This window comes from Streptomyces thermocarboxydovorans (assembly GCF_039524635.1).
In the GTDB taxonomy this organism is placed as follows: Bacteria; Actinomycetota; Actinomycetes; order Streptomycetales; family Streptomycetaceae; genus Streptomyces; species Streptomyces thermocarboxydovorans.
On the sequence record NZ_BAAAGU010000020.1, the window covers coordinates 47,052 to 73,569 of the forward strand.

Consider the following 26,518-nt stretch of genomic DNA (forward strand, 5'->3'; position numbering starts at 1 on the left):
GCCGGATCAGTTCCCGTACGCCGCCGCCGCGTCGGCCTCCAGCCGCTGCTGGGTGCCCGCGACGTCCTTCGGGTTCTTCAGGAAGTCCTGCAGCGCCTTCCACTCGCCCTTGCCGGGCGTGCCGCCGAAGGCCTGCGGGGCCTGGTCGGACATGTCGAAGCGGAAGTCGTCGCCCGCGTCGACGAGCGCCTTGGCCATCTTCTGCTGGACCTCGTTGGGATACGCCGAGTTGGGCACGTTCTTGTTCGGCGACAGGTAGCCGCCGAGCTTCGCCTGGATCTGGGCCGCGTCCGGCGAGGCGAGGAACGTCACCAGCGCCTGCGCCGCCTTGGAGTCCTTCAGGATCACCGCGGCGTCACCGCCGGACACCACCGGCGGGGTGTCGCCGACCGCCGGGAAGGGGAACACCTTCGCGTCCGTGCCGATCTTCGCGCCCGCCTCGGTGATGTTGACCTGGGCGAAGTCGCCCTCGTAGACCATGGCCGCCTTGGGCTGGTCGCCGCCGGTGAAGGTCTGGGTGACCGAGTTCGGGAAGTCGGTCTGCAGGGCGCCGCGCGCCACGTAGTCCTTCTTGCCCCAGATCTCGGCCAGCGTGGTCAGGGCCTGCTTCACCGAGGGGTCGGTCCACTTGATCTCGTGCTTGGCCAGCTGGTCGTACTTCTCCGGGCCGGCCTGGGAGAGGTAGACGTTCTCGAACCAGTCGGTCAGCGTCCAGCCCTCGGCGCCGCCGACGGAGAACGGGGTGACACCCGAGTCGTACACCGTCTGCGCGGCGGTGAGCAGCTCGTCCCAGGTCTTGGGCTCCGAAGCGCCCGCGTTCTCGAAGACCTTGGCGTTGTACCAGATCAGCGACTTGTTGGCGGCCTTGTAGTAGACGCCGTACTGCTTGCCGCCGACCTTGCCGATGTCCTGCCAGCCCTGCGAGTAGTTCTCGCCCAGCTCCTTCATCGCCGCGTCGCCCAGCGGCTTGGCCCAGCCCTTGTCCACGGCCTGCTTGATGGCGCCGGGCTGCGGCAGCATCGCGACGTCCGGCGGGGCGCCGCCGGCCACCTTCGAACCGAGGAAGTTGATGATCGGGTCCTGCGCCGGCACGAAGGACACCTTGGCGCCGGTGCGCTTCTCGAACTCCGCCAGGACCTTCTTGAAGTTGTCCTGCTCGGCGCCGGTCCACACGGCGGCCACCTCGAGGGTCTCGCCGTCCAGCTTGGGGAGGGTGACGTTGGTCCGGGCCTTGTCGCCGCCCTCGTTCTTGCCGCCGCCGTCGTCGCCGCCTCCGCACGCGGTGAGCGAGACCGCCAGCACACCCGCCGCGAGGGCGGCGGCCGTCCGTGTGGCTCTGCGCGTGCGGGGGGCCGCCGTGGGGTTCTCAGGCGACCTGCGTATCCGGATGATCCTGCTCGCCTTGCGCATGACTGCCCCGTTCTTCGTTCCTCGTCGAACGTCGAGCGCTGTCCCGTGCGCTCTGGTCTACGCCCGGCGGGTCGGGTCGGCAAGAGTGCGTCAGGTGTCAAGTCCGCGATCGTGATTGTGTCGTGACAGCAATGCGGCGGGCCAGTACGGGAGTTACAGAAGTGACGGGACTTCGGCTGCCGAGACCTCGCGGGCGGCACGCTCCAACGCGCTGGCGAGCAGGGCCAGATCGGTCGGCCCGTTGCCGAGCTCGCGGACCGGGCGCCGGGTGGGCGGGTCGCCCATGCGGTGCCACTCCAGCGGGACGACGGTGGGGCGCAGCGTCGCGGTGCGCGGGATGCGTCCGGTCACCCGGCCGCCCTGGAACACCGTCACCCGGCCGTCCGCGCACGCCAGTCGGCCGCGTCCCGGTGCCGGTTCGTCCGGGCCGGTGGCGGGCGCCTCGAGCGTGATCCGCAGCCGGGCCCGCCGCGCCGGCTCCGTCTGCGCCGTACGGGGGCAGGGGGCCGTGGCCGCCACCAGGTGCACCCCGAGCCGTTCGCCGTCGCGCGCCACGGCCTCCAGCGCCCGCATCACCGACCCGGCGGCGGGCCGCCCCGGTGAGCCGAGCGCGGGGGAGACCAGCGCGTCCAGGTCGTCCACCACCACGACCAGCCGGGGCAGCGGCGGCGCCCCCTCGGCCCTGCGCCGGGCCGCGCCCGGCCGCAGCCGCAGGGTGGAGCTCGGCGGGGTGTCCAGATCGCCCTCGCGCTGGGCGACCATGCGGTCCGACAGCTCCCGTCCGGTGTGCCACTCCGTGAAGTCGGAGCGGCCGAGCAGTTCCGCGCGCCGCTTCAGCTCGGCGGTCAGCGACTGGGCGAACTCCCGCATCCGCACCGGGTCGTTGGCGGCGAGGTGGGTGGTGACGTGCGGTACGTCCGTGCACACCCGCAGGCCCTCGCCGTGCCCGGCGGCGTCCGGGGTGCCGGCGCCCCGGCCGTCGATCAGCACCAGGCCGAGCCGGTCGGGGCGTTCGGCGGCGGCCAGCGAGGCGACCACCGCGCGCAGCAGCTCGGTACGGCCGCTGCCGGGCGGGCCCTCGATCAGCAGATGCGGCCCGTCGGCGGCCAGGTCGGCGGCGACCGGGCCGCGCTCCCCGGCGCCCAGCACGGCGGTCACCCGGCCGCCCAGTGCCTTGGTGTCGTCGGCGGCGTCGGCCCAGCGCGCCATCAGGGAGGCCGGGGTGGCGCGGGCCAGGCCCAGCTCGTCCAGCAGGCGGGCGGACCTGGGCAGCGGCGCGGTCACCCGCGGCTGCCGGTCGCCGGGCGCGGCCTCGGTGCGCAGCGGGGCGAGGGCGCGCGCGAACCGCTCGGCCCAGGCGGCGGAGACCGCGTCGACCGTGGCGAGCGTGCCGTGCCCGACCGGACCCGGATCCGTGCCCGGACCGGTGCGGGCCACCCGCAGCAGCCGCAGGGCGGTCGCCACGTCCCCGCTGAGCAGCGCGACGGCACCGCACTCCCGGAACGCCGGCGCCACCGCGCAGGCCGCCTCGTACGTCCTGGCCACCGGCGAGGCGGGGGAGGCGGGAGGTGTCTCGGCGAGACACACCACATGGATCCCGGCCCGCGGCCCCTCCACGGCGAGCCGCGCGACCGCCTCGCGCACATCGGCGCCGCCGGGGTCGCCGTCGACCACCAGCACGCTGTAGAAGCCCTGAGGGCCGTCTTCCTCGTCCCGGGCCCAGGAGGGGCGCCGGGGGGTGCCCGAGGGCGGCGGGACGTGCGCGGGGTCGTCCAGGCGGCGCAGCAGCTCCTCGGTGCGGGCCGTGGCCTGCTCCCGGTCGTGCGCGAGGAGCAGCCGGCAGTCCTGGCCGTGCCCGGGGCGCAGATGCGGCAGCCAGCCCAGCCAGGACCACTCGGCGGTGCGCTCGGCCAGGGGGCGGGAGCGGTCGGCGGCGATCAGCACGATCTCGAGCGTGTCGGGGGAGTGCAGCGCGGCCAGCTGCGCCAGCACGGCGCGGGCCAGCCCGGCGAGCCGCTCGCGCGGACCGGCCAGGCCCAGGTCGCCCACCTCGCGCAGACCGGCCGTCACCGGCACGGCGGGCAGCAGCCGTCCCGAGCCGCCCGGTGCCGCCCGGTCCGCCGTCCCGAGCCGCACGGCCAGCGCCTCCGGGTGCCCCGGCTCGCGCTCCCACAGACGGGGTCCGGGGCCCAGCGCGGTGAGCAGCAGCGCGGCCGGGTCCGGCCAGGTCTCTCGTTCCCCGGCCGGTTCGGGCGCGTGCTCGGCGCCGGTGGCCTCCTCGGGCGCCTGCGGCTCACCGGCCGCCGCCCGCCCTCCGGCCAGCCGCCGGGCCCAGGCGGTTATGCCGCCGCGCCTGCGCGGGGCGGCGGGGGCCGGGGCCGGGGCCGTGCCCGTCGTCGCGGTGGTGCGGGCGGCGGGGCTGCCGGAGTGGGTGTCGTTCCGGGTGCCGGTGGCGGGGGCGCCTGCGGGCGGGTGTCCGGGATCCGCGGTGTGTTCGTCGACGGCATGGGGCCGGCCCGTGTACGTGCCGGTCCCGCTCCCGGTGGCCTCCCGCGGGTCGGCGGGGTGACCGGCGGGCCCGCCGAAGCCGTGCGGAGCCTCGGCGCCCAGGGCCGTCCCCTCCGGGGCCCGGTCGTGCCGTGCGCCTCCGGGGACCGGGGTACCGGCGTCCGGGCCCTGCTCCGTCCGCCCGGAGACCCGGCGGCCCTTCGGCGGGCGCGGGGGCTCGGGGCGGGACTCGACGTCCGGGGCGCCGCCCTGGGGCGGGACCTCGGACCGGACGCCCGGGATGCCGGTGGCGTGGCGGGTGGGGCCCTCGGGGGCCCCGGTTCCGTGCGGGCCGTGCGGGCCGTGCGGGCCGTGCGGCCCGCCGACGCGGACATGGCCCTCGCTGTCGGGGGTCGTGGGCGTACGGGCCGCCGGGCCCTCGGACGGGGTGAGGCGCAGCGCCGACTCGCCTATGCGCAGCAGGGCGCCCGGAGGGAAACGGACCGGGCGCTGCCCCACGCGCCGTCCGTCCAGCGTGGTGCCGTTGGTCGAGCCCAGGTCGGCGACCGAGACCCGGCCGTCCGGGGCGACCGTGACCGCGCAGTGCAGCCGGGAGACGTCCGGGTCGTCCAGTGCCACGTCGGCATCGGCGGAGCGCCCGATGCGGATCTCGCCGCCGTGCAGCAGATGCACCCCGCCCGCGTCGGGACCGGCGACCACATGGAGCCGGGTCGGGGCGTCGTCCAGCTCGGGATGCGGCTCGGGCACCCCGGGGGCGCCCACGGCCAGCACCGCGCCGTCGATCAGCGGCGGCTCGCCCAGGGTGCAGCGCTGGGCGTCCAGCCGCTGCTCGCCCGCGTACAGCACGGGGGCGCCCGAGGAGCCCTCACCGCCGGGGACCGCGGAGGCCAGCGCCGAGGCGACCGCGGCCAGCGCCGTGCCCGCGGGCGCCGTGACCAGCACGTCGCGGCGTGTGACCCGGTCCCGCGCGGAGGCGGCCGGACCCAGCGGGTCTACGACGGTCAGCCGGATCTGCATCGCCGTCAGCGGTCCCTTCTGCGCGGGCGCGGAAAAGCCCCCCACCCCGCACGAGCACGTCGGCCAGTACTGCCCCGCATCCTCGCACCTGACACCGACAACGCGCCCGCCGCTCCGCAACAAGTGATCTTGATTGGTCGGCTCTGCCCGCAAAAGTGCCTGGCAACGGCGGCCTGGGCGCCCGATTGAGATCGGTCACGTCCGTTTTCGGCAACCGGGAGACCGAGGTGAGCGTCTTTCTTTCGAACAGACGCGGGATCGTGTACGTAAGACCCACAGAATGACGACTGCCCGGTCTCGCGCACCTCGGCACTAGAGTGGGTCGGACGGCAAGAAGGCAAGGCAAGCAGCAGGGAGCGCGTGACGTGCGGCCAGTCGGCAGCAAGTACCTCCTCGAGGAGCCGCTCGGTCGCGGCGCCACGGGCACCGTATGGCGTGCGCGCCAGCGGGAGACCGCGGGTGCCGAGGCGGCCGTGCCCGGACAGCCCGGCGAGACCGTCGCGATCAAGGTCCTCAAGGAGGAGCTCGCGAACGACGCCGATGTGGTGATGCGCTTCCTGCGGGAGCGCTCCGTGCTGCTCCGGCTGACCCATCCCAACATCGTCCGGGTCCGCGACCTGGTGGTCGAGGGCGACCTGCTGGCGCTGGTCATGGACCTCATCGACGGTCCCGACCTGCACCGCTACCTGCGCGAGAACGGCCCCTTCACGCCGGTCGCCGCCGCCCTGCTCACCGCGCAGATCGCGGACGCGCTCGCCGCCAGCCACGCCGACGGCGTGGTCCACCGCGACCTGAAGCCGGCCAACGTCCTGCTCAAGCAGGAGGGCGACCGGCTGCACCCGATGCTCACCGACTTCGGCATCGCCCGCCTCGCCGACTCGCCCGGCCTCACCCGCACCCAGGAGTTCGTCGGCACGCCCGCGTACGTCGCGCCCGAGTCGGCCGAGGGCCGCCCGCAGACCTCCGCCGTGGACATCTACGGCGCCGGCATCCTGCTGTACGAGCTGATCACCGGCCGCCCGCCGTTCTCCGGCGGCTCCGCGCTCGAGGTGCTGCACCAGCACCTGAGCGCCGAACCGCGCCGGCCCTCCACCGTCCCCGACCCGCTGTGGACGGTCATCGAGCGCTGCCTGCGCAAGAACCCCGACGAGCGCCCCAGCGCCGAGAACCTCGCCCGCGGCCTGCGCGTCGTCGCCGAGGGCATCGGCGTGCACGCGAGCACCGCGCAGATCGCCGCCGCCGAGAACGTCGGCGCGCTGCTCATGCCCGACCCGGCCCCCGCGCCGGTGCCCGGCACGCCCGGCTCGTCCGGGGACGCCGATCCGACGCAGGTGCTGCCGCAGGGAGCCGGCTCCTACGACCCGAACGCCGCGACCAGCGTGCTGCCGCAGACCGGCGACCCGTCCGGCCCCTCCGGTCCGTCCGGCGCGGCCGACCCGACGGCCGTCATGCCTCCGGTGCCGCCGGGGCCGCCCGGCGGCCAGGCGCCCGGGCCCGAGGAACCGCACCCCTGGCAGACCCAGCTGCGCGCGGCCCGCGACCGCAACGAGCAGACCCAGGTCCAGTACCTCGACCCCAGCCAGGACCCGCTGCGCCGCCGCCCCCAGCGGCAGGTCGCCCGGCCTCAGCAGCCGCCGCAGCGGCGCCCCCAGCAGCCGCCGGCCGGCTACGGCTACCCGCCCCAGCCGCAGCGCTACGCCACCCCCCAGCCGCCCGCGCCGCCCCAGCCGCAGCCCCAGCGGTACGCGCCGCCGCCTGCGCCGGAGCCCCAGCGGCCCCGGCGCGAACCCCGGCCGCCGCGGCAGCGCAGCGCCAACCCGATGCGGATCCCCGGCCTCGGCTGCCTCAAGGGCTGCCTGTTCACGCTGGTCATCCTGTTCGTCGCGGGCTGGCTGATCTGGGAGCTGAGCCCGCTGCAGGAGTGGATCGGCACCACCAAGGGCTACTGGGACCAGCTCACCGACTGGGTCGGCACCGTGACCGGCTGGATCGAGGACCTCGGCGGCTCCGGCACGAACGATCCGGCGGCCTGAGCGCCGACGGCGTGTTTGCTGATTTGTCGACATCCAGCAGGTGATTTCCGTCTCTGCGGTGAAGCCAGGCTTCCCGGACGCGTAGTTTTAGCGACAACACGCGTCGGTAGGAGCAGTCTTGGCACGGAAGATCGGCAGCCGGTACACCGCCCACCAGATCCTCGGGCGGGGCAGCGCCGGCACGGTGTGGCTGGGCGAGGGCCCCGAGGGGCCCGTCGCGATCAAGCTGCTGCGGGAGGACCTCTCCTCCGACCAGGAGCTGGTCGGCCGCTTCGTGCAGGAGCGCACCGCGCTGCTCGGTCTGGAGCATCCGAACGTCGTCTCCGTCCGCGACCTGGTGGTCGACGGCAACGATCTCGCGCTGGTGATGGACCTGGTCCGCGGCACGGACCTGCGCACCCGCCTGGACCGGGAGCGCAGGCTCGCCCCGGAGGCGGCGGTGGCCATCGCGGCGGACGTCGCGGACGGGCTGGCGGCGGCGCACGCGGCGGGGGTGGTGCACCGGGACGTCAAGCCGGAGAACGTCCTGCTGGACATGCAGGGCCCGCTCGGCCCCGGCGGCTCGCACCGGGCGCTGCTGACCGACTTCGGGGTGGCGAAGCTCATCGACAACCCGCGCCGGACCCGCGCGACGAAGATCATCGGCACGCCCGACTACCTGGCGCCGGAGATCGTGGAGGGGCTGCCGCCGCGCGCCTCGGTCGACATCTACGCGCTGGCCACGGTCCTGTACGAGCTGCTGGCGGGCTTCACGCCGTTCGGCGGCGGACACCCCGGGGCGGTGCTGCGCCGGCACGTCACGGAGACGGTGGTGCCGCTGCCCGGGATCCCCGACGAGCTGTGGCAGCTGCTGGTGCAGTGCCTGGCGAAGGCGCCGGCCTCGCGGCTGCGGGCCTCGGAGCTGGCGGCGCGGCTGCGGGAGCTGCTGCCGCTGCTGGCGGGGATGCCGCCGCTGGACGTGGACGAGCCGGACGTGGAGCCGGTGCGGGAGGAGGACGGCGAGCCGGAGGAACCGGTGCCGTCGGCCGGGCCCGTGCGCAGGGGAGCCGTCCCGCTGGTGCCGGGTGCCAGGCCCTCCGACTCCAACCGGGACACCCACACCTCCATGCGGGTCCCGGCTCCCGACGAACTCGCCGGCGGCGCCCACGGCACGGCCCGGGCCCCTCGAGCGGCCGGCGCCCCCCGCCCCGGCTCCGCCCGCAACCGCACCACCACCCGCCGCCGACGCCTCACCCTGGCAGCCTGCACCGTGGCCCTTGTCACCGCGGTGGGCGTAGGCACCTGGCTGGCCACCTCCAGCGACGAGGACGCCCCACCCCCACAGGACACCAAAAACTCCGCCCCCACCTCCCCGTAACCTGCACGGGCACCGCCCCTCGCCCTCCCGCCACCTTTGCCCACCCGCACCGCCCGACCCGGTATCTCGATGGGCTTCCCCGCGACCCGAAGTACGTGGCGACCCGCCGCGCTCGCGTGCACATGGAACGGGTCACCGTGCACGTTCAGGCGTGCGCTGTGCAGCGGGCCGAGTCGGGCGGGTGGGTGGGAAAAGGGCGGGACCAGTAGGTGACCGGGAGCCGGGGGCGGGTGCACAGTGGGCGGAGGCAGGGTGCGGGGAGCCGTTACGCTGGAGGTGTGGCAGTCGTCGACGTATCCGAAGAGCTCAAGTCCCTCTCCTCGACCATGGAGTCGATCGAGGCCGTCCTGGACCTCGACAAGATGAGGGCAGAAATCGCCGTGCTCGAGGAGCAGGCGGCCGCGCCGTCCCTCTGGGACAACCCGGAAGAGGCGCAGAAGATCACCAGCAAGCTCTCCCACCTCCAGTCCGAGGTCAGGAAGGCTGAGGCACTGCGAGGCCGGATCGACGACCTCGCCGTGCTGTTCGAGATGGCCGAGGAGGAGGACGACCCGGACACCCGCGCCGAGGCCGAGGCCGAGCTCGCCGAGGTGAAGAAGGCCCTCGACGAGATGGAGGTCCGCACCCTCCTCAGCGGCGAGTACGACGCCCGCGAGGCGCTGGTCAACATCCGCGCCGAGGCCGGCGGCGTCGACGCCGCCGACTTCGCCGAGAAGCTCCAGCGCATGTACCTGCGCTGGGCCGAGCAGCACGGCTACAAGACGGAGCTCATCGAGACCTCGTACGCGGAGGAGGCCGGCATCAAGTCGACCACCTTCGCCGTGCGTGCCCCCTACGCCTACGGCACCCTCTCCGTCGAGCAGGGCACCCACCGCCTGGTGCGCATCTCGCCCTTCGACAACCAGGGCCGCCGCCAGACGTCCTTCGCCGGTGTCGAGGTGCTCCCCGTCGTCGAGCAGTCCGACCACGTCGACATCGACGAGTCCGACCTGCGCATCGACGTCTACCGCTCCTCCGGCCCCGGCGGCCAGGGCGTGAACACCACCGACTCGGCGGTGCGCATCACGCACATCCCCACCGGCATCGTGGTCTCCTGCCAGAACGAGCGCTCGCAGATCCAGAACCGCGCCACCGCGATGAACGTCCTCCAGGCCAAGCTGCTCGAGCGGCGCCGCCAGGAGGAGCAGGCCAAGATGGACGCGCTCAAGGGCGACGGCGGCAACTCCTGGGGCAACCAGATGCGTTCGTACGTCCTGCACCCGTACCAGATGGTCAAGGACCTGCGCACGGAGTACGAAGTCGGCAACCCCGAGGCCGTGTTCAACGGCGAGATCGACGGCTTCCTCGAGGCCGGAATTCGCTGGCGCAAGCAGCAGAGCAAGTAAGCTCCGCGGCGGGCGGACCACCGCGCACGCCGCTTTGTCGACAAGGCAACTGCCGCCCGACGGGCGGCAGTTGCCTTTCTCGTTGCCGCTCCCGCACCCCGGATGTCTGGGTTTTACATCACACTCACAGCTTCGTCGTTCGGCAAAGCGCCCGTTCCAGGACATCGCGCACGCAACGCCCTTGACGTCCTTTTGAAAACTGGGAAGGGTGAAACGCGGCATGCGTATCTCTGGGGCGCATGTGAACCGGGGGGAGTTTCTGCACTGTCACCTCCGTCGATCACGGCCCCCGAGCGCCGCCTCACTGACGATGAGCTACTGGGGGTAGCAACCACATGACCAAGAAGACGCGGATCCGTGTCGCACGGATCGCGGCCGGTGCCGTGATCGCGGCCGGCGCCTCGCTGACCGCCGCCGGTGCGGCCTCCGCCCTCGACATCGGCGTGAGCGCCGGTGTCAACGAGGAGGGTGTCGGCGTCGGCGTGGGCCTCGGCGAGGAGGAGCCCACCGAGGAGCCCACCGCGCCGGAGGACCCGCCCACCACCATTCCCGAGGATCCCACCGAGGAGCCGACGGAGCCGGAGGATCCCACCGAGGAGCCCACCGAGCCGGAGGAGCCGACTCAGGACCCGACCGAGCCGCAGGAGCCCACCGAGGACCCCGGCACCCCGGATGACGGCAACGGCACCGGCGGCAACGGCGTCGACCCCGACGGCGGCGCGTCCGCCCAGGAGGAGGGCTCGTCCTCCCTCACCGACACCGGCGAGGAGGCGCCCGCCGCCTCGGCGCAGGGCAACGGCAAGGAGCTCGCCGAGACCGGTGCCGCCGAGACGACCTTCCTGGTCATCGGCGCCGCCACGATGATCGCCGGTGGCATCGGCTTCCGCGTGCTGCCGCGCGTGATGGCCGGCCGCGGCGGTGCCGCCGCCTGACGGTGACGGCCCGCGTACGGAGCGTACGCACAGGCGGCACAGAGGGGCTCGGAGCGCAGATGGCGCTCCGAGCCCCTCGGGCGTTCGAGTGCCTGCTTCGAGTCGGTGCGGCGGCTGTCGGCTACGTCACACGGTCTGGTGGGCGAGCAGCGCCAGCGCCGCCACCAGGACCGCGAGGAGCGCGATCAGCGTCATCGGGTTCAGACCCGCGAAGAAGTTCTCCTGCTGCAGCCGCTCGCGGTTGGCGCGGCACACCGGGCACCGGCCCTCGTTCACGGGCGCTGCGCAGTTCGCGCACACCAGCCGGTCGTACGTCATGCGCTCGCCCTCCTTAGACCGGTTCCCTGCAGTCAACGCCCGCGGCGGTGCGAACGTTCCCCTTCCACTGTGCCAGGTTCCCGCGGAGCATGCGCCGGACGCCCACCAAAGGGGGGCTTGACAGAGGTCCGGCGGCGGCATCGGACACCGGACAGTCCCCACAAAACACACAAGCCTCGCGCAACCCCCGTCGGTGACTGCGGTCCGGGTTCCGCTTCGCGTATGGTCACGCTCATCTACCCCCGGCGACCCGTGGTGCATCCGTGATCCGATTCGACAATGTCTCCAAGGTCTACCCAAAGCAGACCCGCCCCGCACTCAGGGATGTGTCCCTGGAAGTGGAGAAGGGCGAGTTCGTGTTTCTCGTGGGATCCTCCGGCTCCGGAAAGTCCACCTTCCTGCGGCTGATCCTCCGCGAGGAGCGGGCCAGCCACGGACAGGTGCACGTCCTGGGCAAGGATCTCGGCCGCATCTCCAACTGGAAGGTGCCGCAGATCAGGCGCCAGCTGGGGACGGTCTTCCAGGACTTCCGCCTGCTGCCGAACAAGACGGTCGCCGAGAACGTCGCCTTCGCGCAGGAGGTCATCGGCAAGTCCCGGGGCGAGATCCGCAAGTCCGTGCCGCAGGTGCTCGACCTGGTCGGGCTCGGCGGCAAGGAGGACCGCATGCCCGGTGAGCTCTCCGGCGGTGAGCAGCAGCGCGTGGCGATCGCACGAGCCTTCGTCAACCGGCCCAAACTGCTCATCTGTGATGAACCCACCGGCAACCTCGACCCGCAGACGTCCGTCGGCATCATGAAGCTGCTCGACCGCATCAACCGGACGGGCACCACCGTGGTGATGGCGACGCACGACCAGAACATCGTGGACCAGATGCGCAAACGCGTCATCGAGCTGGAGAAGGGCCGCCTCGTGCGCGACCAGGCACGCGGCGTCTACGGCTACCAGCACTGACCGACCGGCTCCACGGAAAGGCTTGACCAGACGCCATGCGCGCCCAGTTCGTTCTGTCGGAGATCGGTGTGGGTCTCCGCCGCAATCTGACGATGACCTTCGCCGTCATCGTCTCCGTAGCCCTGTCGCTCGCCCTGTTCGGCGGGTCGCTCCTGATGAGCGACCAGGTCAACACCATGAAGGGCTACTGGTACGACAAGGTCAACGTCTCGATCTTCCTGTGCAACAAGAACGACGCCGAGTCCGACCCCAACTGCGCCAAGGGCGCGGTGACCGAGGACCAGAAGAGCCAGATCAAGGCCGATCTGGAGAAGATGTCGGTGGTCGACACGGTCACCTACGAGTCGCAGGACGAGGCGTACAAGCACTACAAGGAACAGTTCGGCGACTCCCCGCTGGCCAGCTCCCTCACCCCGGACCAGATGCAGGAGTCGTACCGCATCAAGCTCAAGGACCCGGAGAAGTACCAGGTCATCGCGACCGCCTTCGACGGGCGTGACGGGGTGCAGTCCGTGCAGGACCAGAAGGGCCTGCTGGACAACCTCTTCGAGCTGCTCAACGGCATGAACTGGGCGGCGCGCGCGGTGATGGCGCTGATGCTGGTGGTCGCCCTGATGCTGATCGTCAACACGGTGCGCGTCTCCGCGTTCAGCCGCAGGCGGGAGACCGGCATCATGCGCCTGGTCGGTGCCTCGGGCTTCTACATCCAGGCGCCGTTCATCATGGAGGCCGCGGTCGCCGGGCTCATCGGCGGCACCCTCGCCTGTGCCTTCCTGCTGATCGGCCGGTACTTCCTCATCGACCACGGACTCGCGCTGGCCGACCAGCTGGAGCTGATCAACTTCATCGGCTGGGACGTGGTGTTGGCGAAGCTGCCGCTCATCCTCGCCACGAGCTTCCTGATGCCCGCGTTGGCCGCGTTCTTCGCGCTGCGCAAGTACCTGAAGGTGTGACATGTGCCAAGAAGGGGCGTGCGGCCAACCGGCCGTACGCCCCTTCGCGTTGTCCTAGACTCACCGGCATGTCAGGCCGTGACCTGTTCTGTCAGCCCCGCCGTATCCGCCGCGGGGCCGCCCTGACATTGGTGTTCGCCAGCGTGCTGGTCGCGGGCGCCGCCACCGGCTCGCTGCCCGAGGCGAACCGCAGGACCGCGGCGGAGGCGGGCCGTTCGGGCGCCCGCGCCCCGCACCGGGCGGACGTCGCACGGGCGGCCGAGGAGGCGATGGCCGACGGCACCTCCCCCATGGAGGCCGCGCAGCGCGCCGTCAGCCGCAGCGGGGACCGCTGGGGCGCCGTCTACTCGCCGGGCGAGTACGAGGAGTTCGAGGAGACCCTCGACGGCGAGTACACCGGCGTCGGCCTGTGGGCCCGCGAGCGCGACGGCCGCATCGAGGTGACCCGGGTGGGCAGCGGCACTCCCGCCGAGGAGGCCGGCATCCGCCCCGGCGACCGGCTGCGCAGCGTCGACGGCCGGAAGGTGGACGGACGCCCGGTCACCGAGGTCGTCGCCATACTGCGCGGCGACACCACCGAGGAGCCCGCGGGCAGCTCCGTACGCGTCGGCCTGGAGCGCGGCTCCCGGGTGTGGACCGAGACCCTGCGCCGCGTCCGGCTGTCGCGGGACTCCGTCACCGTCCGCGAGCTGCCCGGACCGGTCACCCTGATCAAGGTGGCCGCCTTCACCAAGGGCTCCGGCTCGGAGGTCCGCCGGGCCGTGCGCCACAGCCCGGCCGGCACCGGGATCGTCCTCGACCTGCGCGGCAACTCCGGCGGGCTGGTCGCCGAGGCCGTCACCGCCGCCTCCGCCTTCCTCGACGGCGGCCTGGTCGCCACCTACGACGTCGAGGGCGAGCAGCGTGCCCTGCACGCCCGTGCCGGCGGCGACACCACCAGACCCCTGGTCGCGCTCGTCGACGGCGGGACGATGAGCGCGGCCGAGCTGCTCACCGGCGCCCTGCAGGACCGCTCCCGGGCGGTGGTCGTCGGCTCCCGCACCTTCGGCAAGGGCTCGGTGCAGATGCCGACCCGGCTGCCCGACGGATCGGTCGCCGAGCTGACCGTCGGCCACTACCGCACCCCCTCCGGCCGTGGCGTCGACGGCCACGGCATCACCCCCGACCTGGAGGCCGGCGAGCGGGCCCTGGAGCGGGCCGAGACGATCCTCACCGGACTCGGCAGGTAGAGCAGCCCGCCCCGGACCCGGCGCGCAGGGCCCCCGGCACGGCCGCCGCCCCCGCGATAAACGGCTTCCCGCCGACCCCCCGTGTAGTGCGAAAATGGCCACACTATGGCTAAGGAAAAAGGGCGCAAGCTGATCGCGCAGAACAAGAAGGCGCGGCACGACTACCACGTCATCGACACCTACGAGGCCGGCCTGGTGCTGACCGGCACCGAGGTGAAGTCGCTGCGCCAGGGCCGGGCGTCGCTGGTGGACGGCTTCGTCCAGTTCACCGACCACGAGGCCTGGCTGCACAATGTGCACGTGCCCGAATACAGCCAGGGCACCTGGACCAATCACAGCGCCCGCCGCAAGCGCAAGCTGCTGCTGCACCGCGAGGAGATCGACAAGCTGGAGGCCAAGGCCCAGGAGACGGGCCACACCATCGTGCCGCTCTCGCTGTACTTCAAGGACGGCCGCGCCAAGATCGAGATCGCGCTGGCGAAGGGCAAGAAGGAGTACGACAAGCGGCAGACGCTGCGCGAGAAGCAGGACCGGCGCGAGGCCGAGCGTGCCATGGCGGCCGTCCGCCGCAGGCAGCGGGCCTGAGGCCGGCAGACGGGCCCTGGCGGGAACACACCGGCACCGCGGTGTGTTCCCGCCGGGTACCACGGCCGGGCGACCGCCGGGAATAGGCTGGCATCGTCGGCCGTTGGTCACGTAGGATGGCTCTGCACCTCACAGCGGGTGCGTGCGACCCCTCTGCGGAGGGTTTGAGAAGTCAACATGGGGATGATCGGTTTCGACAGCGGCTGTCGAAACAGGGGAAGCGTGTCGAGGAAGCGGCCATGATCTCGTAAACCACAGGCCGAGAAAAATAATCGCCAATTCCAAGCGATCCATCTCCCAGGGCGAGCTCGCCCTCGCTGCCTGATCTTCAGGTAGCGAGCTGCGGCTCCCCTACTCAAAGGGAGTGTCAGCCCGGGGATGTTCCCGACCCGGTGTCTGGCATCAGCTAGGGAACTAAACCTCCAGCCCGGTCACGGGGCGAAGAGGGAAATCAAACAGTGACTGGGCCCGTCGGAGACTTGTCGGCGTGATCTCCGGGGCCGAGAAAAGCACAGCCGACTGCACACGGAGAAGCCCTGTTTCTGCACCGTTGGACGCGGGTTCGATTCCCGCCATCTCCACAATCTCCATGTGACGAGGCCCCGGTGGTGTCACACCACCGGGGCCTCGTCGTGTTTGTGGTGCCCCGCCCCATGTCCGGGAGCGCCGCGCGCTCCTACCTTCCCTGCGCATGACACTCCCCACACTCCCCATGACGCAGATCACACCGGCCCGGGGCCGAGCGGCCGCCGTGCTCACCGCCGTGCTCATCGCTGTGGTGGCGCTGCTGTCCGTGCTGCTCACCCCCACCCGCGCCGCCGCGGCCTCCCTGGAGGAGGTCACCGGCTTCGGCTCCAACCCCGGAGCCCTGACCATGTACCGCTACGTCCCCGACGGCCTGCCCGCCGGCCGCCCCGTCGTCGTCGCCCTGCACGGCTGCACCCAGAACGCCTCCGGCTACGCCGCCGGCTCCGGCTGGACCCAGCTCGCCGACCGCTGGGGCTTCTCCGTGGTCCTGCCGCAGCAGCGGTCCGCCAACAACGCCTCGAACTGCTTCAACTGGTTCCAGCCCGGCGACATCGCCCGCGGCCAGGGCGAGGCGGCCTCCATCGCCCAGATGGTGGACCGCCAGCTCGCCGACGTCTCCGGCGACCCCGGGCGCGTCTACGTCACCGGGCTGTCCGCCGGCGGCGGCATGACCGCCGTGATGATGGCCGCCTACCCCGACAGATTCGCCGCCGGCGGCATCGTCGCCGGGCTGCCCTACGGCTGCGCCCAGGCCGCCGGAACGGCGTATGTGTGCATGTACGTCGGCGCCACCCAGACCCCGAAGCAGTGGGGCGACCGGGTGCGCGCCGCCCACCCCGGGCACACCGGACCCTGGCCGGTGCTCTCCGTCCTGCACGGCACCGCCGACTACACCGTGCGGCCGGTCAACATGACCGACCTGGTCGAGCAGTGGACCGATGTGCACGGCACCGACCAGAGCCCGGACGCCACCGACACCGTCGCCGGTCACCCCCGTCACCAGTACCGGGACGCCTCCGGCCGCACCGTCGTGGAGACCGTCGCCCTCACCGGCATGGGCCACGGCCAGCCCGTCGACCCGGGCACGGCGAGCGGCCAGTGCGGCACCGCCGGCCCGTACTTCCTCGACGTGAACCTGTGCGCCGCCCACCACCTCGCGGTCACCTGGAACCTCCCCTGACGAAGCCCCCGACGGAGACGAGCAGGGCCGCCACGGCCGCGACCACCGGGACCCCGTACCCGGCCGCGGCCGAGGCGCGCTCCACCGCCCACCCCCCGACCGCGCTGCCGCAGGCCATCCCGTCCGCGTGAACTCGCCCCCGGGCGCGAGCTGCTGGCCCGCTACGGGAGCGGGCTGACCTGGGCGGCGGGGGAGTTGCCCGCGGGCCGGCCGCGTCCCTCGGACGGTTCGCGGGGCCGGCTCCCGCGCCGCCGGCGCTGGGTGACGAGGAGTTTCAGCGGATCATGGCCGGAATGCGGTGCCCGATCCTGGCGGTGGTGGACTTCCCGCTGCTGCCCGGGACCGTGCTGCGTCCGCTCGTCGACCCGGTTCCGCTGTCCCCTGTGCCGCTTGTGTGGAGAAAGGGGCTGATTCACCCCGCTCTGGCGGACCTTCGGCGGGCGGCGGCCGAGCCGGCCTGCGCGGAGGGCTGGTTGGAGGCGCCCGGCGAGGGGTGGCTTCCGGCCGTGGACCGTGTCGTGATGGCGTCCCCATGATGTCTCACGATTGATACGAAAGGGCACGCTGCAAACACAGAACCTCCGCGTGCGCTACATTCGACGTCCGAGCACAGTGTGATAAACGGGGCGCTCGGACCTGGTGGGGGCCGGTCCGACGACGCGTGCTCAAGTCGTATGCGCACCCGTACATGTCCCGTGGGGGGAAGTGCGTACGCGTGGAGAAGTGGCGAGAAGACGCCCAACCGGAAGGCCCTGAGGCCGCGGAAGCGACCGAGGAACTCCCGAAGAGCAGCAGACACCGGGACCGGGAACCGGCCACCGTGCAGCGGGACACCGGTGCCGCCGAGCCCGAGGACGCCCGCCCCGGCACGGCTCCTCCGGCCGACGCGACGCAGGTGCTGCGCACCCCGTCCGGCCTCACCGGGAAGCGGCCCGGTGACCGGGACATCACCGTCAAGGAGCCCAGGACTCTCAGGGAGTCCGGGATCCGCAAGGAGCCCGGGGCGAAGGCCGTGCAGGGCGCCGGTGCTGCTGCCGGTGCCGCGGCGGACCGTTCCTCCGGTCCCAGGAGCCCCTGGGACGCCGTGACCGCACGTGCGCTCAAGGAGCGTGCGGCCCTGCAGGCGTCCACGTCCCGCAAGGCGCCCGTGACCGCCGGTGCCCCGGCGGACGCCGTGCCGGAGAAGCCCGCCGCCAAGGGCGGGCGGCGCGACGACGAGCCGGCCGGTGCCGACGACGCGACCGCGATGCTGCCCCGCGCAACCTCCGCCCCCGACGACCAGGACCGGACCACGGCCCTGCTGATCAAGCCGCGCACCTCGCCGGAGGACGGCGAGGCCACCCGTGCCCTCGGCGCGCCCGCCGCCAGGCGTTCCCCCGGCGCGCCCGCCGCCCCCACCGCCCCCCTCGACCTGCCCGTGCGCGACCCCTGGGAGGAGGGTGCCGACGACGGCGCCGCCGAGGGCGCGCAGCACGACCCGCACGAAGTGACCGTGCAGCTGGACGCCGTGCAGTTCGTCAACGGCGAGCTGCGGCGGATCACCGGGCCCGGGCAGGAAGGTTCCGACGGGCCCGTCTTCGTCGACGAGTCCGGTCGCCGCAGCCGGCGCTTCCGGCGCATCGGCCTGGCCGTCGGGCTGGCCTGCGCCGGGTACGCCGTCGTCATCGGCGCCACCCTGCTGTCCGGCAACTCCGACGCCCCCTGGCTCCCCGTGGAGGGGCAGGAGAAGGAGCAGCCGGCCGGCAAGGTGGAGACCACGCCCGAGCCCGGCGAGACCGACGCCTCGCCCGGATCCGGCAGCAGCCTCGACCCCGGCTCGGTCCCCTCCGCCGGCGCGTCGGGTCTGCCCTCGCCCGGCACCAGCGTCCTCGCGCCCGGTACGACCGTCAGCGAGGGCCAGGCCGGCGCGGCGACCGGCGGCGATGCCGACACCACGCCGAGCAAGAAGCCCACCCAGAAGGCCCCGGCCGGGGGCGGTGCCGTCTCGACGCCGCCCGCCGAGACCCCCGTGGAGCCGCCGGCCGACCCCACGCCGACGGACGAACCGGCCGACGAGGCCACCCCGCCGGCCACCGGCGGAGGCGACGGCACGGGCACCGACAACGTCGTCGGGGCGCCCGCCGCCGACCCCGTCGCCGCCGACGGCACCGCCGCTGAGCCGGATTCCGCCTCCCCCGCCGCACAGTCCCCGGAGCACATCCTCTGATGGCCATCCGCACTTCCCGCCCCGGGCCCCAAGCCCCCGCCCGAGGCGGCTCCCGGCGTCGCCGCGTGCCCCTGCGTCTGCTGGTGCCGCTGCTGTTCCTGATCGCCCTGATGGCGATGCTGCTGCTGCGCGGCTATGTGCACAGCGAGATCCTCGCCGACCACCGCATCAGCCCCGAGGCGGCCGCCGACAAGGTGCCGGACGAGATAAAGGACGGCGGTCCGGTCATCGACACCCGCGGTGACGAGCCGCAGTCCCTCACCATCCCCGACGGGCGCGTGGTGCTCACCTTCGACGACGGCCCCGACCCGGAGTGGACGCCCAAGGTCCTGGACGTGCTGAAGAAGCACGACGCGCACGCCGTCTTCTTCGTCACCGGGACCATGGCCTCCCGCTACCCCGACCTGGTCGAGCGGATGGTCGAGGAGGGGCACGAGATCGGCCTGCACACCTTCAACCACCCCGACCTGTCGCTGCAGTCCAGGGACCGCATCGACTGGGAGCTGTCGCAGACGCAGCTCGCCCTCACCGGCGCCGCGGGCGTGCGCACCTCGCTGTTCCGGCCGCCGTACTCCTCGCAGGCAGCCGCCATGGACAACAAGTCCTGGCCGGTCACCGAGTACATCGGCGACCGCGGCTACATCACCGTCGTCAACACCGCCGACAGCGAGGACTGGCGCAAGCCCGGCGTCTCCGAGATCATCCGGCGCTCCACGCCCAAGGACGGCAAGGGCGCCGTGGTGCTGATGCACGACTCCGGCGGCGACCGCCACCAGACGGTCCAGGCCCTGGACCGGATGCTGCCCGATCTGAAGGAAAAGGGCTACGAGTTCGACAACCTCACCGAGGCCCTCGACGCGCCCAGCGCGCACAGCCCGGTCACCGGCATCGAGCTGTGGAAGGGCAAGGCCTGGGTCTTCCTGGTGCAGGCCTCCGACAAGATCACCGGCGTGCTGGTGGTCGGCCTCGCGATCGTCGGCTTCCTGGTCATCGCGCGGTTCGTGATGATGCTGGTGCTGTCCGCCGTCCACGCCCGCAAGGTGCGCCGCCGCGGCTTCGCCTGGGGGCCGCCGGTCACCGAGCCGGTGTCGGTGCTGGTCCCGGCCTACAACGAGGCCAAGTGCATCGAGAACACGGTCCGTTCCCTGATGGCGAGCGACCACCCCATCGAGGTCATCGTCATCGACGACGGCTCCACCGACGGCACCGCCCGCATCGTGGAGTCCCTCGGCCTGCCCAACGTGCGCGTGGTGCGCCAGCTCAACGCCGGCAAGCCAGCCGCCCTCAACCGCGGTGTCGCCAACGCCCGCTACGACATCATCGTGATGATGGACGGCGACACCGTCTTCGAGCCCACCACCGTCCGGGAGCTGGTGCAGCCCTTCGCCGACCCGCGCGTCGGCGCGGTCGCGGGCAACGCCAAGGTCGGCAACAAGGACAAGCTGATCGGCTCCTGGCAGCACATCGAGTACGTGATGGGCTTCAACCTCGACCGGCGGATGTACGACGTGCTGCAGTGCATGCCGACCATCCCCGGCGCCGTGGGCGCCTTCCGCCGCTCGGCGCTGGAGCGGGTCGGCGGCATGAGCGACGACACGCTCGCCGAGGACACCGACATCACCATGGCCATCCACCGCGACGGCTGGAAGGTGGTCTACGCCGAGAACGCCCGCGCCTGGACCGAGGCCCCCGAGACCGTGCAGCAGCTGTGGTCCCAGCGCTACCGCTGGTCCTACGGCACCATGCAGGCCATCTGGAAGCACCGCCGCGCCCTGGTCGACAGGGGACCCTCCGGCCGCTTCGGCCGCGTCGGCCTGCCGTTCGTGTCCCTGTTCATGGTCGTCGCCCCGCTGCTGGCCCCGCTGATCGACGTCTTCCTCATCTACGGCCTGGTCTTCGGCCCGACCGGGAAGACGATCCTCGCCTGGTTCGGCGTCCTCGCCATCCAGGCGGCCTGCGCGGCCTACGCGTTCCGCCTCGACCGCGAGAAGCTCACCCCGCTGCTGTCGCTGCCGCTGCAGCAGATCCTCTACCGGCAGCTGATGTACGTGGTGCTGCTGCAGTCCTGGATCACCGCGCTCACCGGCGGCCGGCTGCGCTGGCAGAAGCTGCGCCGCAAGGGCGGCGTCCAGGCCCCGCCCGGCGCCGCCGCCCAGCAGCCCCTGGTGGACGGCCGCCCGGTGGCCTGAGGACCTCACACCAACCGTGGGGGCCGGACACCACCCGGCCCCCGCACCACCAGAAAGACCCGCACGTGAACGCACCCGCCCGCCCGGCAGGCCCCCAGGACACCGCCGGCGCAGCACCCGCCGGTCCGGCCACCGCCGAGGCGGCCACCCGGCCGCCCGCCCGGGACCGCTACTTCGATCTGCTGCGCGCCGTCGCCCTGTTCCGGGTGGTGCTCTACCACCTGATGGGCTGGGCCTGGCTGCCCGTCGTCTTCCCGTCCATGGGCGTGATGTTCGCCCTGGCCGGCAACCTCATGGCCCGCTCCCTGAAGCGGCCCGCCGTCCAGGTGGTACGCGGCCGGATGCGCCGCATGCTGCCGCCGCTGTGGCTGCTCGGCGTGATCGGCGTCACCGGCATGTTCGCCCAGGGCTGGAGCCCCGACGAGGAGCACCCCGCCTGGTGGTGGCTCCACCTCACCTACTGGATCCTGCCGCTGAGCGACCCGCCCTACGCCGAGGGCGTCGCCGGGATCCAGGGCTGGGCCGGCGAGGACTGGGCCGCCGAACTCGCCGGCCCCCTCTGGTACATCCGCGCCTACCTCTGGTTCGTCCTGCTCTCCCCGCTGCTGCTGCGGGCCCTGCGCATCCAGCCCCTGGCCGCCATCGCCGCGCCGCTGGTCCCCTCCGCCGTCCTGCAGTTCGGCTGGCTCACCATCCCCTTCGAGCGGATCGACTCGGCGGTCACCGACTTCAGCACCTTCGGGGCCTGCTGGATCCTCGGCATGGCTCACCAGCAGGGCGTCCTCAAGCGCATCCCGCAGTACGTGGCGCCGTCGATCGCGCCGATCATCGCCTGCGCCGGCCTCTGGTACGCCTTTCACCAGGACTTCCGCACCGGCCACGACCTGGACTCCATCCCGTTCGCCCAGGCGCTGTGGTCCTTCGGCACCGTCCTGCTGCTTCTGCACCTCAGCCCGGCCTGGTCCGAGTGGCCGCACCGCCTGCGCCGCTGGGACTGGCTGATCACTCTGCTCAACTCCCGTGCGGTCACGGTCTACTTGTGGCACAACATCTGCATCCTGGTCGCCGCCACCCTCTACGACCGCCTCTGGGGCTTCCCCGCACTGGAGCAGAACGTCCCCTGGCTCCTGGAGAGCTCCTGGCCGGTCCTGCTCCTGGTCTGGATCCTGCTGGCCGGCTGCGTAGTGGCCTTCGGCTGGGTGGAGGACCTGGCGGCCCGGCGAAGGCCGCGGCTGTGGCCGTCCGCCTCCCGGTGAACGGGCCCCGGAACGGCGGCGCCCCGCCCAACGCCCTATGATCACCTCACTGATGGCGAGGCCGAAGCGACGGGGGCGGAGGCGACGACGGCGTGGGCATACGTGAGAGAACCTCCGGGGGAGACAGCGGAGCAGATCTGAGGGCGTCCGACCAGAACCTCACCAAGCTCGCCAAGGAACTGCACGACATGCAGGCGCACTTGGACAAGCAGTTCCGGCGCATGGACGCGATCGTCGACCGCATCGAGGCTGGCTGGCGCGGACCGGCGGGAAAGGCGTACCGCGGTTTCCACCGGGCCGCCGCCGAGGACGCCGTGCGCATCCGCGACATCCTGCGCCACCTGGAGCAGGCCGTGCGGATGAGCCGCGACGGCTTCACGGAGCAGGAGCTGGACGTGGTGCGGCAGATGAGACAGATCCAGGTGGACATCGACAGCGAGGTCGACAGGCTGTCCACGCCGAACACGGACACCGCGGCGGCGCCGCAAACCCCTCGCAGCAGCCTGAGCTCCTTCTGAGGCTGCCACCGACCGAAGCTCCTGCCGACGCACGTCCGGCTACGACACGAACGGGGGAACCACCGTGGCCAACGGGGGCACCGACGACGATCACATAACCGTGTCCTTCGGCACGCTCAGCCAGCTCGCCACCGATCTCGAGGACATCCTCAAGCAGCTCAACGACCGGCTCGACGACCTCTACGACCGCGTCGTCCCGGTCGTGCTCTCCTGGGAGGGCGAGGCCCGGGAGGTCTTCGTCGACAAGCTGGACGAGTGGGACCGCTCGGCGCAGGACCTGCAGGCCGCGCAGAAGTGGCTGCACGCATGTGCCACCAACAGCCACGTCAACTACATAGCCGCGCACCAGGCCGTGCTGCGGGGCTGGGGAGCGCGCTGATGGCCGGACCGGGAGCTCCGGCGGCCGGGCCGGGCGGGCAGAGCGGGACGATCGACGTCAAGCCGTCCGATCTGCACCGGGTCTCGTCCGGGGTCGCCGCCCAGCAGACCCCCATGGACAAGGGCGCCAAGAGCCTCCTCGAGGATCTCAGCAAGTACCCGGACGCCGGCGGCTACGGAACCGCACCCGAGGCGTTCGCCGCCGCGTACGTCAAGGTGGCCAACCGCTTCCTCGAGGTGTGGGCGCGCAGCGTGGTGAGCATCGGCGGCGCGGCGGTCGGCTTCACCACCACGGCCAACAACTACGCCAAGGCGGAGGCCGCCAACGATCCCTCCGGCAACACCCGCGCGGTCACCCAGCCGCCCCCGCAGGTCATCGACAAGGCGCCGGCGTACGGTCCGGTGCCCAACCTCAAATGGGGTGACGACGACGGGGGCGACGACTTCATCAGGCGTCTGCTGGAGTGGGTGCCGGAACCCATCAGGGAGGCGCTGCGCCCCGTCGTGAAGCACGCCTTCCGGATGGGGAAGGTCGCCGAGGTCTACCCCTATCCGCAGCAGCACTACCTCAACTCGCTGTCCAAGGCGTGGATGGGGATGACCGTCACGCTCTCCACGGTCGAAGGCGCGCTGACCGGCAACGTCAGCAGCATCACCCAGCAGAGCAACAGCGAATGGCACGACGCCATGCGGAAGTTCTGCAGCTCGCTGTGGGGGACCACGGCGTGGGGGACGCAGCAGGAGGGCTACGAGTGGAGGCACGACTCCGGATCGTCGGGGACGGCCAGCCACCCGGTGATGACGGTGCTGTTCGACACCGCGCAGAAGATCAGCGATCTGCTGTACGACTTCGCCGAGGCGGCCGTCTACCTCAACGGCGAGGTGTGGGACGTCTACGTCGAGGCCGTCAAGGACGCGATCCCCAAGGTCGAGGTGAACCTCAAGGACGGCGTCGGCATGGACGACGTCAAGGGCCTCATCAAGGGCGTGGCCAAGGGAGTCGCCAAGGGGGCCAGCCAGCTCGGAGCCGGCATCGTCCTCAACATGGACACCGCCAGGCTCAACGCGATCGTCACCGAGTACAACCGGCGCGTCAACGCGCTGGTGCCGAAGCTCGACGCGCTGATGGGTCCGCTGGACGAGGCCCACCGCAGCGCGCCGAGCTTCCACGCGGAGGAGGCGCGGGCCCAGGCCTTCGGCGCGCGGGCGCTCAACGAGTTCAAGGCCGAGCACACGTACATGGTTCCCGGGGAGGACCCCAGGGACCACTACTTCCCGCTGGACCTGGCCGGCCAGGAGGGCATCCACGGAAGCCATGTCGTGGACAAGCACGTCGGACTCACCGACGAGCAGTTGACGCAGCGGCTGAGGGACCAGCCGAACGCGCCGTCCGCCTCCGCCTTCAAGGACCTCGCCACCGCACAGCGCCTGACCCAGCAGGTGCTCGACAACGACGCCAACGCGATCCGGGTCGACGAGTGGATCCAGGGCGTGGAAAGAAGAATGGCGGCGAGGCCCAACTACAACCCCGATGCCTCCAGCATTCAACCGCCGCTGCAGCTCACGGTGAACGACGTGGTCGGACGTACCGTGACCCGCGACCAGTACGACGCACACGGCATGAATGCCACCGCGCAGAACGTGCACACCGTGCAGGTCGCGCTGAAGTACAAGAGGGGGCTCGATCCGCCCTTCGTCGTCGTGACCGCGTACCCTGTCAGCCCTTAGAGCTTGGGGCTTCGACGGTGTCCAGGTGCATTGATGTGACGGCGAGGACGGTGACGGCTTGATTCTGCATACCGCGCGGCTTTTTGTCGACGGCCCGGTCAAAAGGGTCCTGGACCTCGCCGCTTCGGTACGTGAGTCCGACGGGGCGCTGGACCTGGATATGGAGCTGCGGCGCTTCCTCCGGCTCACGCGCGCGACCATGGCGACGGACTGGATCTGCCCGATCGCCACGGTGAACGCGATGCTCGACCACGTGGCACGTCTCTGCGCCGAGGGCGGCGAGGAGATCCCGCGCGAGTTCGAGCAGCTTCTGCAGCGGGCCGCAGGCGGAGCGGACGCCACGGAGTTCCTGCACGCGCTGGCGAGCAGGCTCCGCGCGCTGGAGCAGGACCCGTGGGAGGACTATGACGTGCTCCCCCTGTCGCGCTGGGAGATCCAGGTCCGTTTTCCGCAGCTCTACGGCTTCGGCTACAACTGGCTCTACGAGGGGGAATACGAAAACCTCCGCGACGCCGTCGAGGCGTGCATCGCCACCGAGCACCCCTACTGTGCCGAATTCCTGTCCCCCGTGGCCGCCGAGGCGCAGACGGCGCTCGTGCTCTTCCCGGGGGAGCAGGAAATGAAGAAGAATCTTTCCTCCGTCGTTTTCTGGGCGACCCCGCAAACCCTTCGTGAATTCCTCGACGCCGTGAACGAGCACATGCGGCGAGAACACGTCCCCCAGCCCTGACCCGCCAGCCCCCCGAGGTCCTTCCGTCATGCCATCCGTGAACCGGTCCGCCACCTACCCCGACCGTGAGACCGCCCAGTGGGCCACCCAGCAGGTCGTCACCGCCAATGAGCAGCTCATCCACCGCTGGCTCGCTCAGGGCACCCGGCAGCGCCTGACCATCGAGGCGTCCTGGCCCTCGCGGACCGAACCGGTGGGCCGGGTGCTGCTGAAGGGGATGATGCTGGCGGGCCGGGACCCGGTCGACGTGCGTGCCTCGCGGGTCGTGCTCCGGCGGGAGCCCTCCGCCCCGCACGGCTTCGTCGTCCACGCCACCTTCCCCGTCTACCTGTAAGGCCGATCGCAGTGCCCCTGAGCCCCCTCGAACACGACCGCCGCTACGGCGAACTGGACCAAGTGATGCGTGCCTACACCGGGCAGACCGCGGACGACACCGCGGACGCACCCGGCCAGGCCCTCACGGCGTACCTGAGGCACACCTGGCACACCCGGCCCTGGGCGCTGGCCGTGGCGGAACGGCAGCTGCGGGAGTACGCCGAGAACCCGCCGGGACGGCTCCGCCTGCGACTGGGGGAGTTCTACGCCATCCCCGACGTGGGCCTGCCAGAGGGGCAGGTGCAGCAGTGGCTGTTCCATCTGGCCGACCACATCAGGCACAGCATCGACAACGGCGAGGTGCCGCCGCCCGCCACACCGGCCACCCACTGGGAGTGGCACGCCCGCTTCCCCGAGCTGGGCCAGTTCCTCGGCGGCTGGTTCTCGCAGGACATGCCGGACGAGTTCGCGGACCACGAGGCGGCCGTCGCCGACTACCGCGCCACCACGGACCCGCGGCTCGTCGCCCGGCTCGTCGGCGAGCTGCACGAACTGCTCGCCCTCGGCCTCGACGAGTCCGACTACGCCCTGGCCGTCGCCGAACTGGGCATGGAGGTCGACCCGCCGGAGCCGTACACCCCCGCCGCCTGGCTGGCCCAGGTGGCCGAGCACCTGGCGCAGCCGCTGCCCGACTACGGCAACCCGGACACCCCGTAGGGCCGAGGTGTCCCCGGTGCGGGGCGTGTGGAACACTGCACCGCGCTGTGGAAGCGGCGCGAGCGGCTCAAGATGAAACGGGGGCGGGTGGAG

The 26,518-nt window shown here is 72.1% G+C and carries 21 protein-coding genes, 1 other RNA gene and 1 pseudogene; 20 read left to right on the forward strand and 3 right to left on the reverse strand.

The genetic code is table 11. From position 1 onward, the window contains the following. Positions 1-6: 6 nt before the first annotated feature. Both ABD198_RS11690 and ABD198_RS11695 read right to left on the reverse strand, forming a co-directional pair. Entirely contained in the window at positions 7-1,410 is a 1,404-nt protein-coding gene (locus ABD198_RS11690) for an ABC transporter substrate-binding protein (RefSeq protein WP_344000099.1), read from the reverse strand. A 153-nt stretch (positions 1,411-1,563) separates the two neighbouring features. Beyond that, a complete protein-coding gene (locus ABD198_RS11695; RefSeq protein WP_344000101.1) occupies positions 1,564-4,935 on the reverse strand; it encodes an FtsK/SpoIIIE domain-containing protein in 3,372 nt (1,123 codons plus the stop codon). Between the two features lie 365 nt (positions 4,936-5,300). Here ABD198_RS11695 and ABD198_RS11700 point away from each other — a divergent pair, with 365 nt between their 5' ends. The 4 genes from ABD198_RS11700 (at position 5,301) to ABD198_RS11715 (ending at position 10,642) form a co-directional block, all read left to right on the forward strand. Next, the gene (locus ABD198_RS11700) at positions 5,301-6,968 is read left to right on the forward strand and encodes a serine/threonine-protein kinase (RefSeq protein WP_344000103.1); all 1,668 of its coding nucleotides are present in this window, start codon (positions 5,301-5,303) and stop codon (positions 6,966-6,968) included. A gap of 118 nt (positions 6,969-7,086) precedes the next feature. Beyond that, on the forward strand, positions 7,087-8,325 hold the full coding sequence (locus ABD198_RS11705) for a serine/threonine-protein kinase (RefSeq protein ID WP_344000105.1): 1,239 nt from the start codon (positions 7,087-7,089) through the stop codon (positions 8,323-8,325). Positions 8,326-8,603: 278 nt separating this feature from the next. Further along, positions 8,604-9,710 (forward strand): peptide chain release factor 2, encoded by a 1,107-nt coding sequence (prfB, locus tag ABD198_RS11710; RefSeq protein WP_344000107.1) that lies wholly within the window; start codon positions 8,604-8,606, stop codon positions 9,708-9,710. A gap of 335 nt (positions 9,711-10,045) precedes the next feature. Beyond that, positions 10,046-10,642: an LPXTG cell wall anchor domain-containing protein gene (locus tag ABD198_RS11715; RefSeq protein WP_344000110.1), complete on the forward strand. Its 597-nt coding sequence runs from the start codon at positions 10,046-10,048 to the stop codon at positions 10,640-10,642. Between the two features lie 126 nt (positions 10,643-10,768). On the opposite strand, the gene ABD198_RS11720 is transcribed toward ABD198_RS11715, so the two are convergent. Further along, positions 10,769-10,960 (reverse strand): hypothetical protein, encoded by a 192-nt coding sequence (locus ABD198_RS11720; RefSeq protein ID WP_167998262.1) that lies wholly within the window; start codon positions 10,958-10,960, stop codon positions 10,769-10,771. Between the two features lie 263 nt (positions 10,961-11,223). On the opposite strand from ABD198_RS11720, the gene ftsE reads away from it, so the two are divergent. The 16 genes and pseudogenes from ftsE (at position 11,224) to ABD198_RS11805 (ending at position 26,425) form a co-directional block, all read left to right on the forward strand. Continuing rightward, positions 11,224-11,913, forward strand: a complete 690-nt coding sequence (gene ftsE / locus ABD198_RS11725; RefSeq protein WP_167998261.1) for a cell division ATP-binding protein FtsE — start codon at positions 11,224-11,226, stop codon at positions 11,911-11,913. Positions 11,914-11,948: 35 nt separating this feature from the next. Continuing rightward, positions 11,949-12,866 carry a permease-like cell division protein FtsX gene (gene ftsX, locus ABD198_RS11730; protein WP_167998260.1) on the forward strand — a complete coding sequence of 306 codons (918 nt, stop codon included), beginning with the start codon at positions 11,949-11,951 and terminating at the stop codon, positions 12,864-12,866. Positions 12,867-12,934: 68 nt separating this feature from the next. Continuing rightward, positions 12,935-14,095: a S41 family peptidase gene (locus tag ABD198_RS11735; RefSeq protein ID WP_344000115.1), complete on the forward strand. Its 1,161-nt coding sequence runs from the start codon at positions 12,935-12,937 to the stop codon at positions 14,093-14,095. Between the two features lie 105 nt (positions 14,096-14,200). After that, positions 14,201-14,680 carry an SsrA-binding protein SmpB gene (gene smpB, locus ABD198_RS11740; protein ID WP_344000116.1) on the forward strand — a complete coding sequence of 160 codons (480 nt, stop codon included), beginning with the start codon at positions 14,201-14,203 and terminating at the stop codon, positions 14,678-14,680. A gap of 179 nt (positions 14,681-14,859) precedes the next feature. Continuing rightward, positions 14,860-15,264: a transfer-messenger RNA gene (gene ssrA / locus ABD198_RS11745) on the forward strand. 128 nt (positions 15,265-15,392) lie between these two features. Beyond that, entirely contained in the window at positions 15,393-16,388 is a 996-nt protein-coding gene (locus tag ABD198_RS11750) for an extracellular catalytic domain type 1 short-chain-length polyhydroxyalkanoate depolymerase (protein ID WP_344000160.1), read from the forward strand. A 120-nt stretch (positions 16,389-16,508) separates the two neighbouring features. Further along, positions 16,509-16,924: pseudogene (locus tag ABD198_RS11760) on the forward strand (LysR family transcriptional regulator); the annotation flags it as partial. A gap of 179 nt (positions 16,925-17,103) precedes the next feature. Further along, positions 17,104-18,594, forward strand: coding sequence for a hypothetical protein (locus tag ABD198_RS11765; RefSeq protein ID WP_344000117.1), 1,491 nt, complete (start codon positions 17,104-17,106; stop codon positions 18,592-18,594). Next, positions 18,594-20,783, forward strand: a complete 2,190-nt coding sequence (locus ABD198_RS11770; protein ID WP_344000119.1) for a bifunctional polysaccharide deacetylase/glycosyltransferase family 2 protein — start codon at positions 18,594-18,596, stop codon at positions 20,781-20,783. The genes ABD198_RS11765 and ABD198_RS11770 overlap by 1 nt, the downstream gene beginning before the upstream one ends. A gap of 65 nt (positions 20,784-20,848) precedes the next feature. Then, positions 20,849-22,039, forward strand: a complete 1,191-nt coding sequence (locus ABD198_RS11775) for an acyltransferase family protein (RefSeq protein WP_344000121.1) — start codon at positions 20,849-20,851, stop codon at positions 22,037-22,039. Positions 22,040-22,131: 92 nt separating this feature from the next. Further along, positions 22,132-22,557: a WXG100 family type VII secretion target gene (locus ABD198_RS11780; RefSeq protein WP_425580457.1), complete on the forward strand. Its 426-nt coding sequence runs from the start codon at positions 22,132-22,134 to the stop codon at positions 22,555-22,557. A gap of 64 nt (positions 22,558-22,621) precedes the next feature. Next, positions 22,622-22,936, forward strand: coding sequence for a WXG100 family type VII secretion target (locus ABD198_RS11785; RefSeq protein WP_344000123.1), 315 nt, complete (start codon positions 22,622-22,624; stop codon positions 22,934-22,936). Beyond that, positions 22,936-24,663, forward strand: a complete 1,728-nt coding sequence (locus tag ABD198_RS11790; RefSeq protein WP_344000124.1) for an RNase A-like domain-containing protein — start codon at positions 22,936-22,938, stop codon at positions 24,661-24,663. The genes ABD198_RS11785 and ABD198_RS11790 overlap by 1 nt, the downstream gene beginning before the upstream one ends. A gap of 58 nt (positions 24,664-24,721) precedes the next feature. Next, positions 24,722-25,393: a hypothetical protein gene (locus ABD198_RS11795; protein ID WP_344000126.1), complete on the forward strand. Its 672-nt coding sequence runs from the start codon at positions 24,722-24,724 to the stop codon at positions 25,391-25,393. Between the two features lie 28 nt (positions 25,394-25,421). After that, the gene (locus ABD198_RS11800; protein WP_344000128.1) at positions 25,422-25,727 is read left to right on the forward strand and encodes an RNase A-like domain-containing protein; all 306 of its coding nucleotides are present in this window, start codon (positions 25,422-25,424) and stop codon (positions 25,725-25,727) included. Between the two features lie 11 nt (positions 25,728-25,738). Continuing rightward, positions 25,739-26,425, forward strand: a complete 687-nt coding sequence (locus ABD198_RS11805; RefSeq protein WP_344000130.1) for a contact-dependent growth inhibition system immunity protein — start codon at positions 25,739-25,741, stop codon at positions 26,423-26,425. The last annotated feature ends 93 nt before the right edge of the window (positions 26,426-26,518 follow it).

Excerpts from the sequence above, each read along its gene's own strand:
- ABD198_RS11690 (WP_344000099.1), bottom strand. The coding sequence starts at position 1,410 with ATGCGCAAGGCGAGCAGGATCATCCGGATACGCAGGTCGCCTGAGAAC.
- ABD198_RS11695 (WP_344000101.1), bottom strand. The coding sequence starts at position 4,935 with ATGCAGATCCGGCTGACCGTCGTAGACCCGCTGGGTCCGGCCGCCTCC.
- ABD198_RS11715 (WP_344000110.1), top strand. The coding sequence starts at position 10,046 with ATGACCAAGAAGACGCGGATCCGTGTCGCACGGATCGCGGCCGGTGCC.
- ABD198_RS11720 (WP_167998262.1), bottom strand. The coding sequence starts at position 10,960 with ATGACGTACGACCGGCTGGTGTGCGCGAACTGCGCAGCGCCCGTGAAC.
- ftsX (WP_167998260.1), top strand. The coding sequence starts at position 11,949 with ATGCGCGCCCAGTTCGTTCTGTCGGAGATCGGTGTGGGTCTCCGCCGC.
- ABD198_RS11735 (WP_344000115.1), top strand. The coding sequence starts at position 12,935 with ATGTCAGGCCGTGACCTGTTCTGTCAGCCCCGCCGTATCCGCCGCGGG.
- smpB (WP_344000116.1), top strand. The coding sequence starts at position 14,201 with ATGGCTAAGGAAAAAGGGCGCAAGCTGATCGCGCAGAACAAGAAGGCG.
- ABD198_RS11750 (WP_344000160.1), top strand. The coding sequence starts at position 15,393 with ATGACGCAGATCACACCGGCCCGGGGCCGAGCGGCCGCCGTGCTCACC.
- ABD198_RS11770 (WP_344000119.1), top strand. The coding sequence starts at position 18,594 with ATGGCCATCCGCACTTCCCGCCCCGGGCCCCAAGCCCCCGCCCGAGGC.
- ABD198_RS11790 (WP_344000124.1), top strand. The coding sequence starts at position 22,936 with ATGGCCGGACCGGGAGCTCCGGCGGCCGGGCCGGGCGGGCAGAGCGGG.
- ABD198_RS11800 (WP_344000128.1), top strand. The coding sequence starts at position 25,422 with ATGCCATCCGTGAACCGGTCCGCCACCTACCCCGACCGTGAGACCGCC.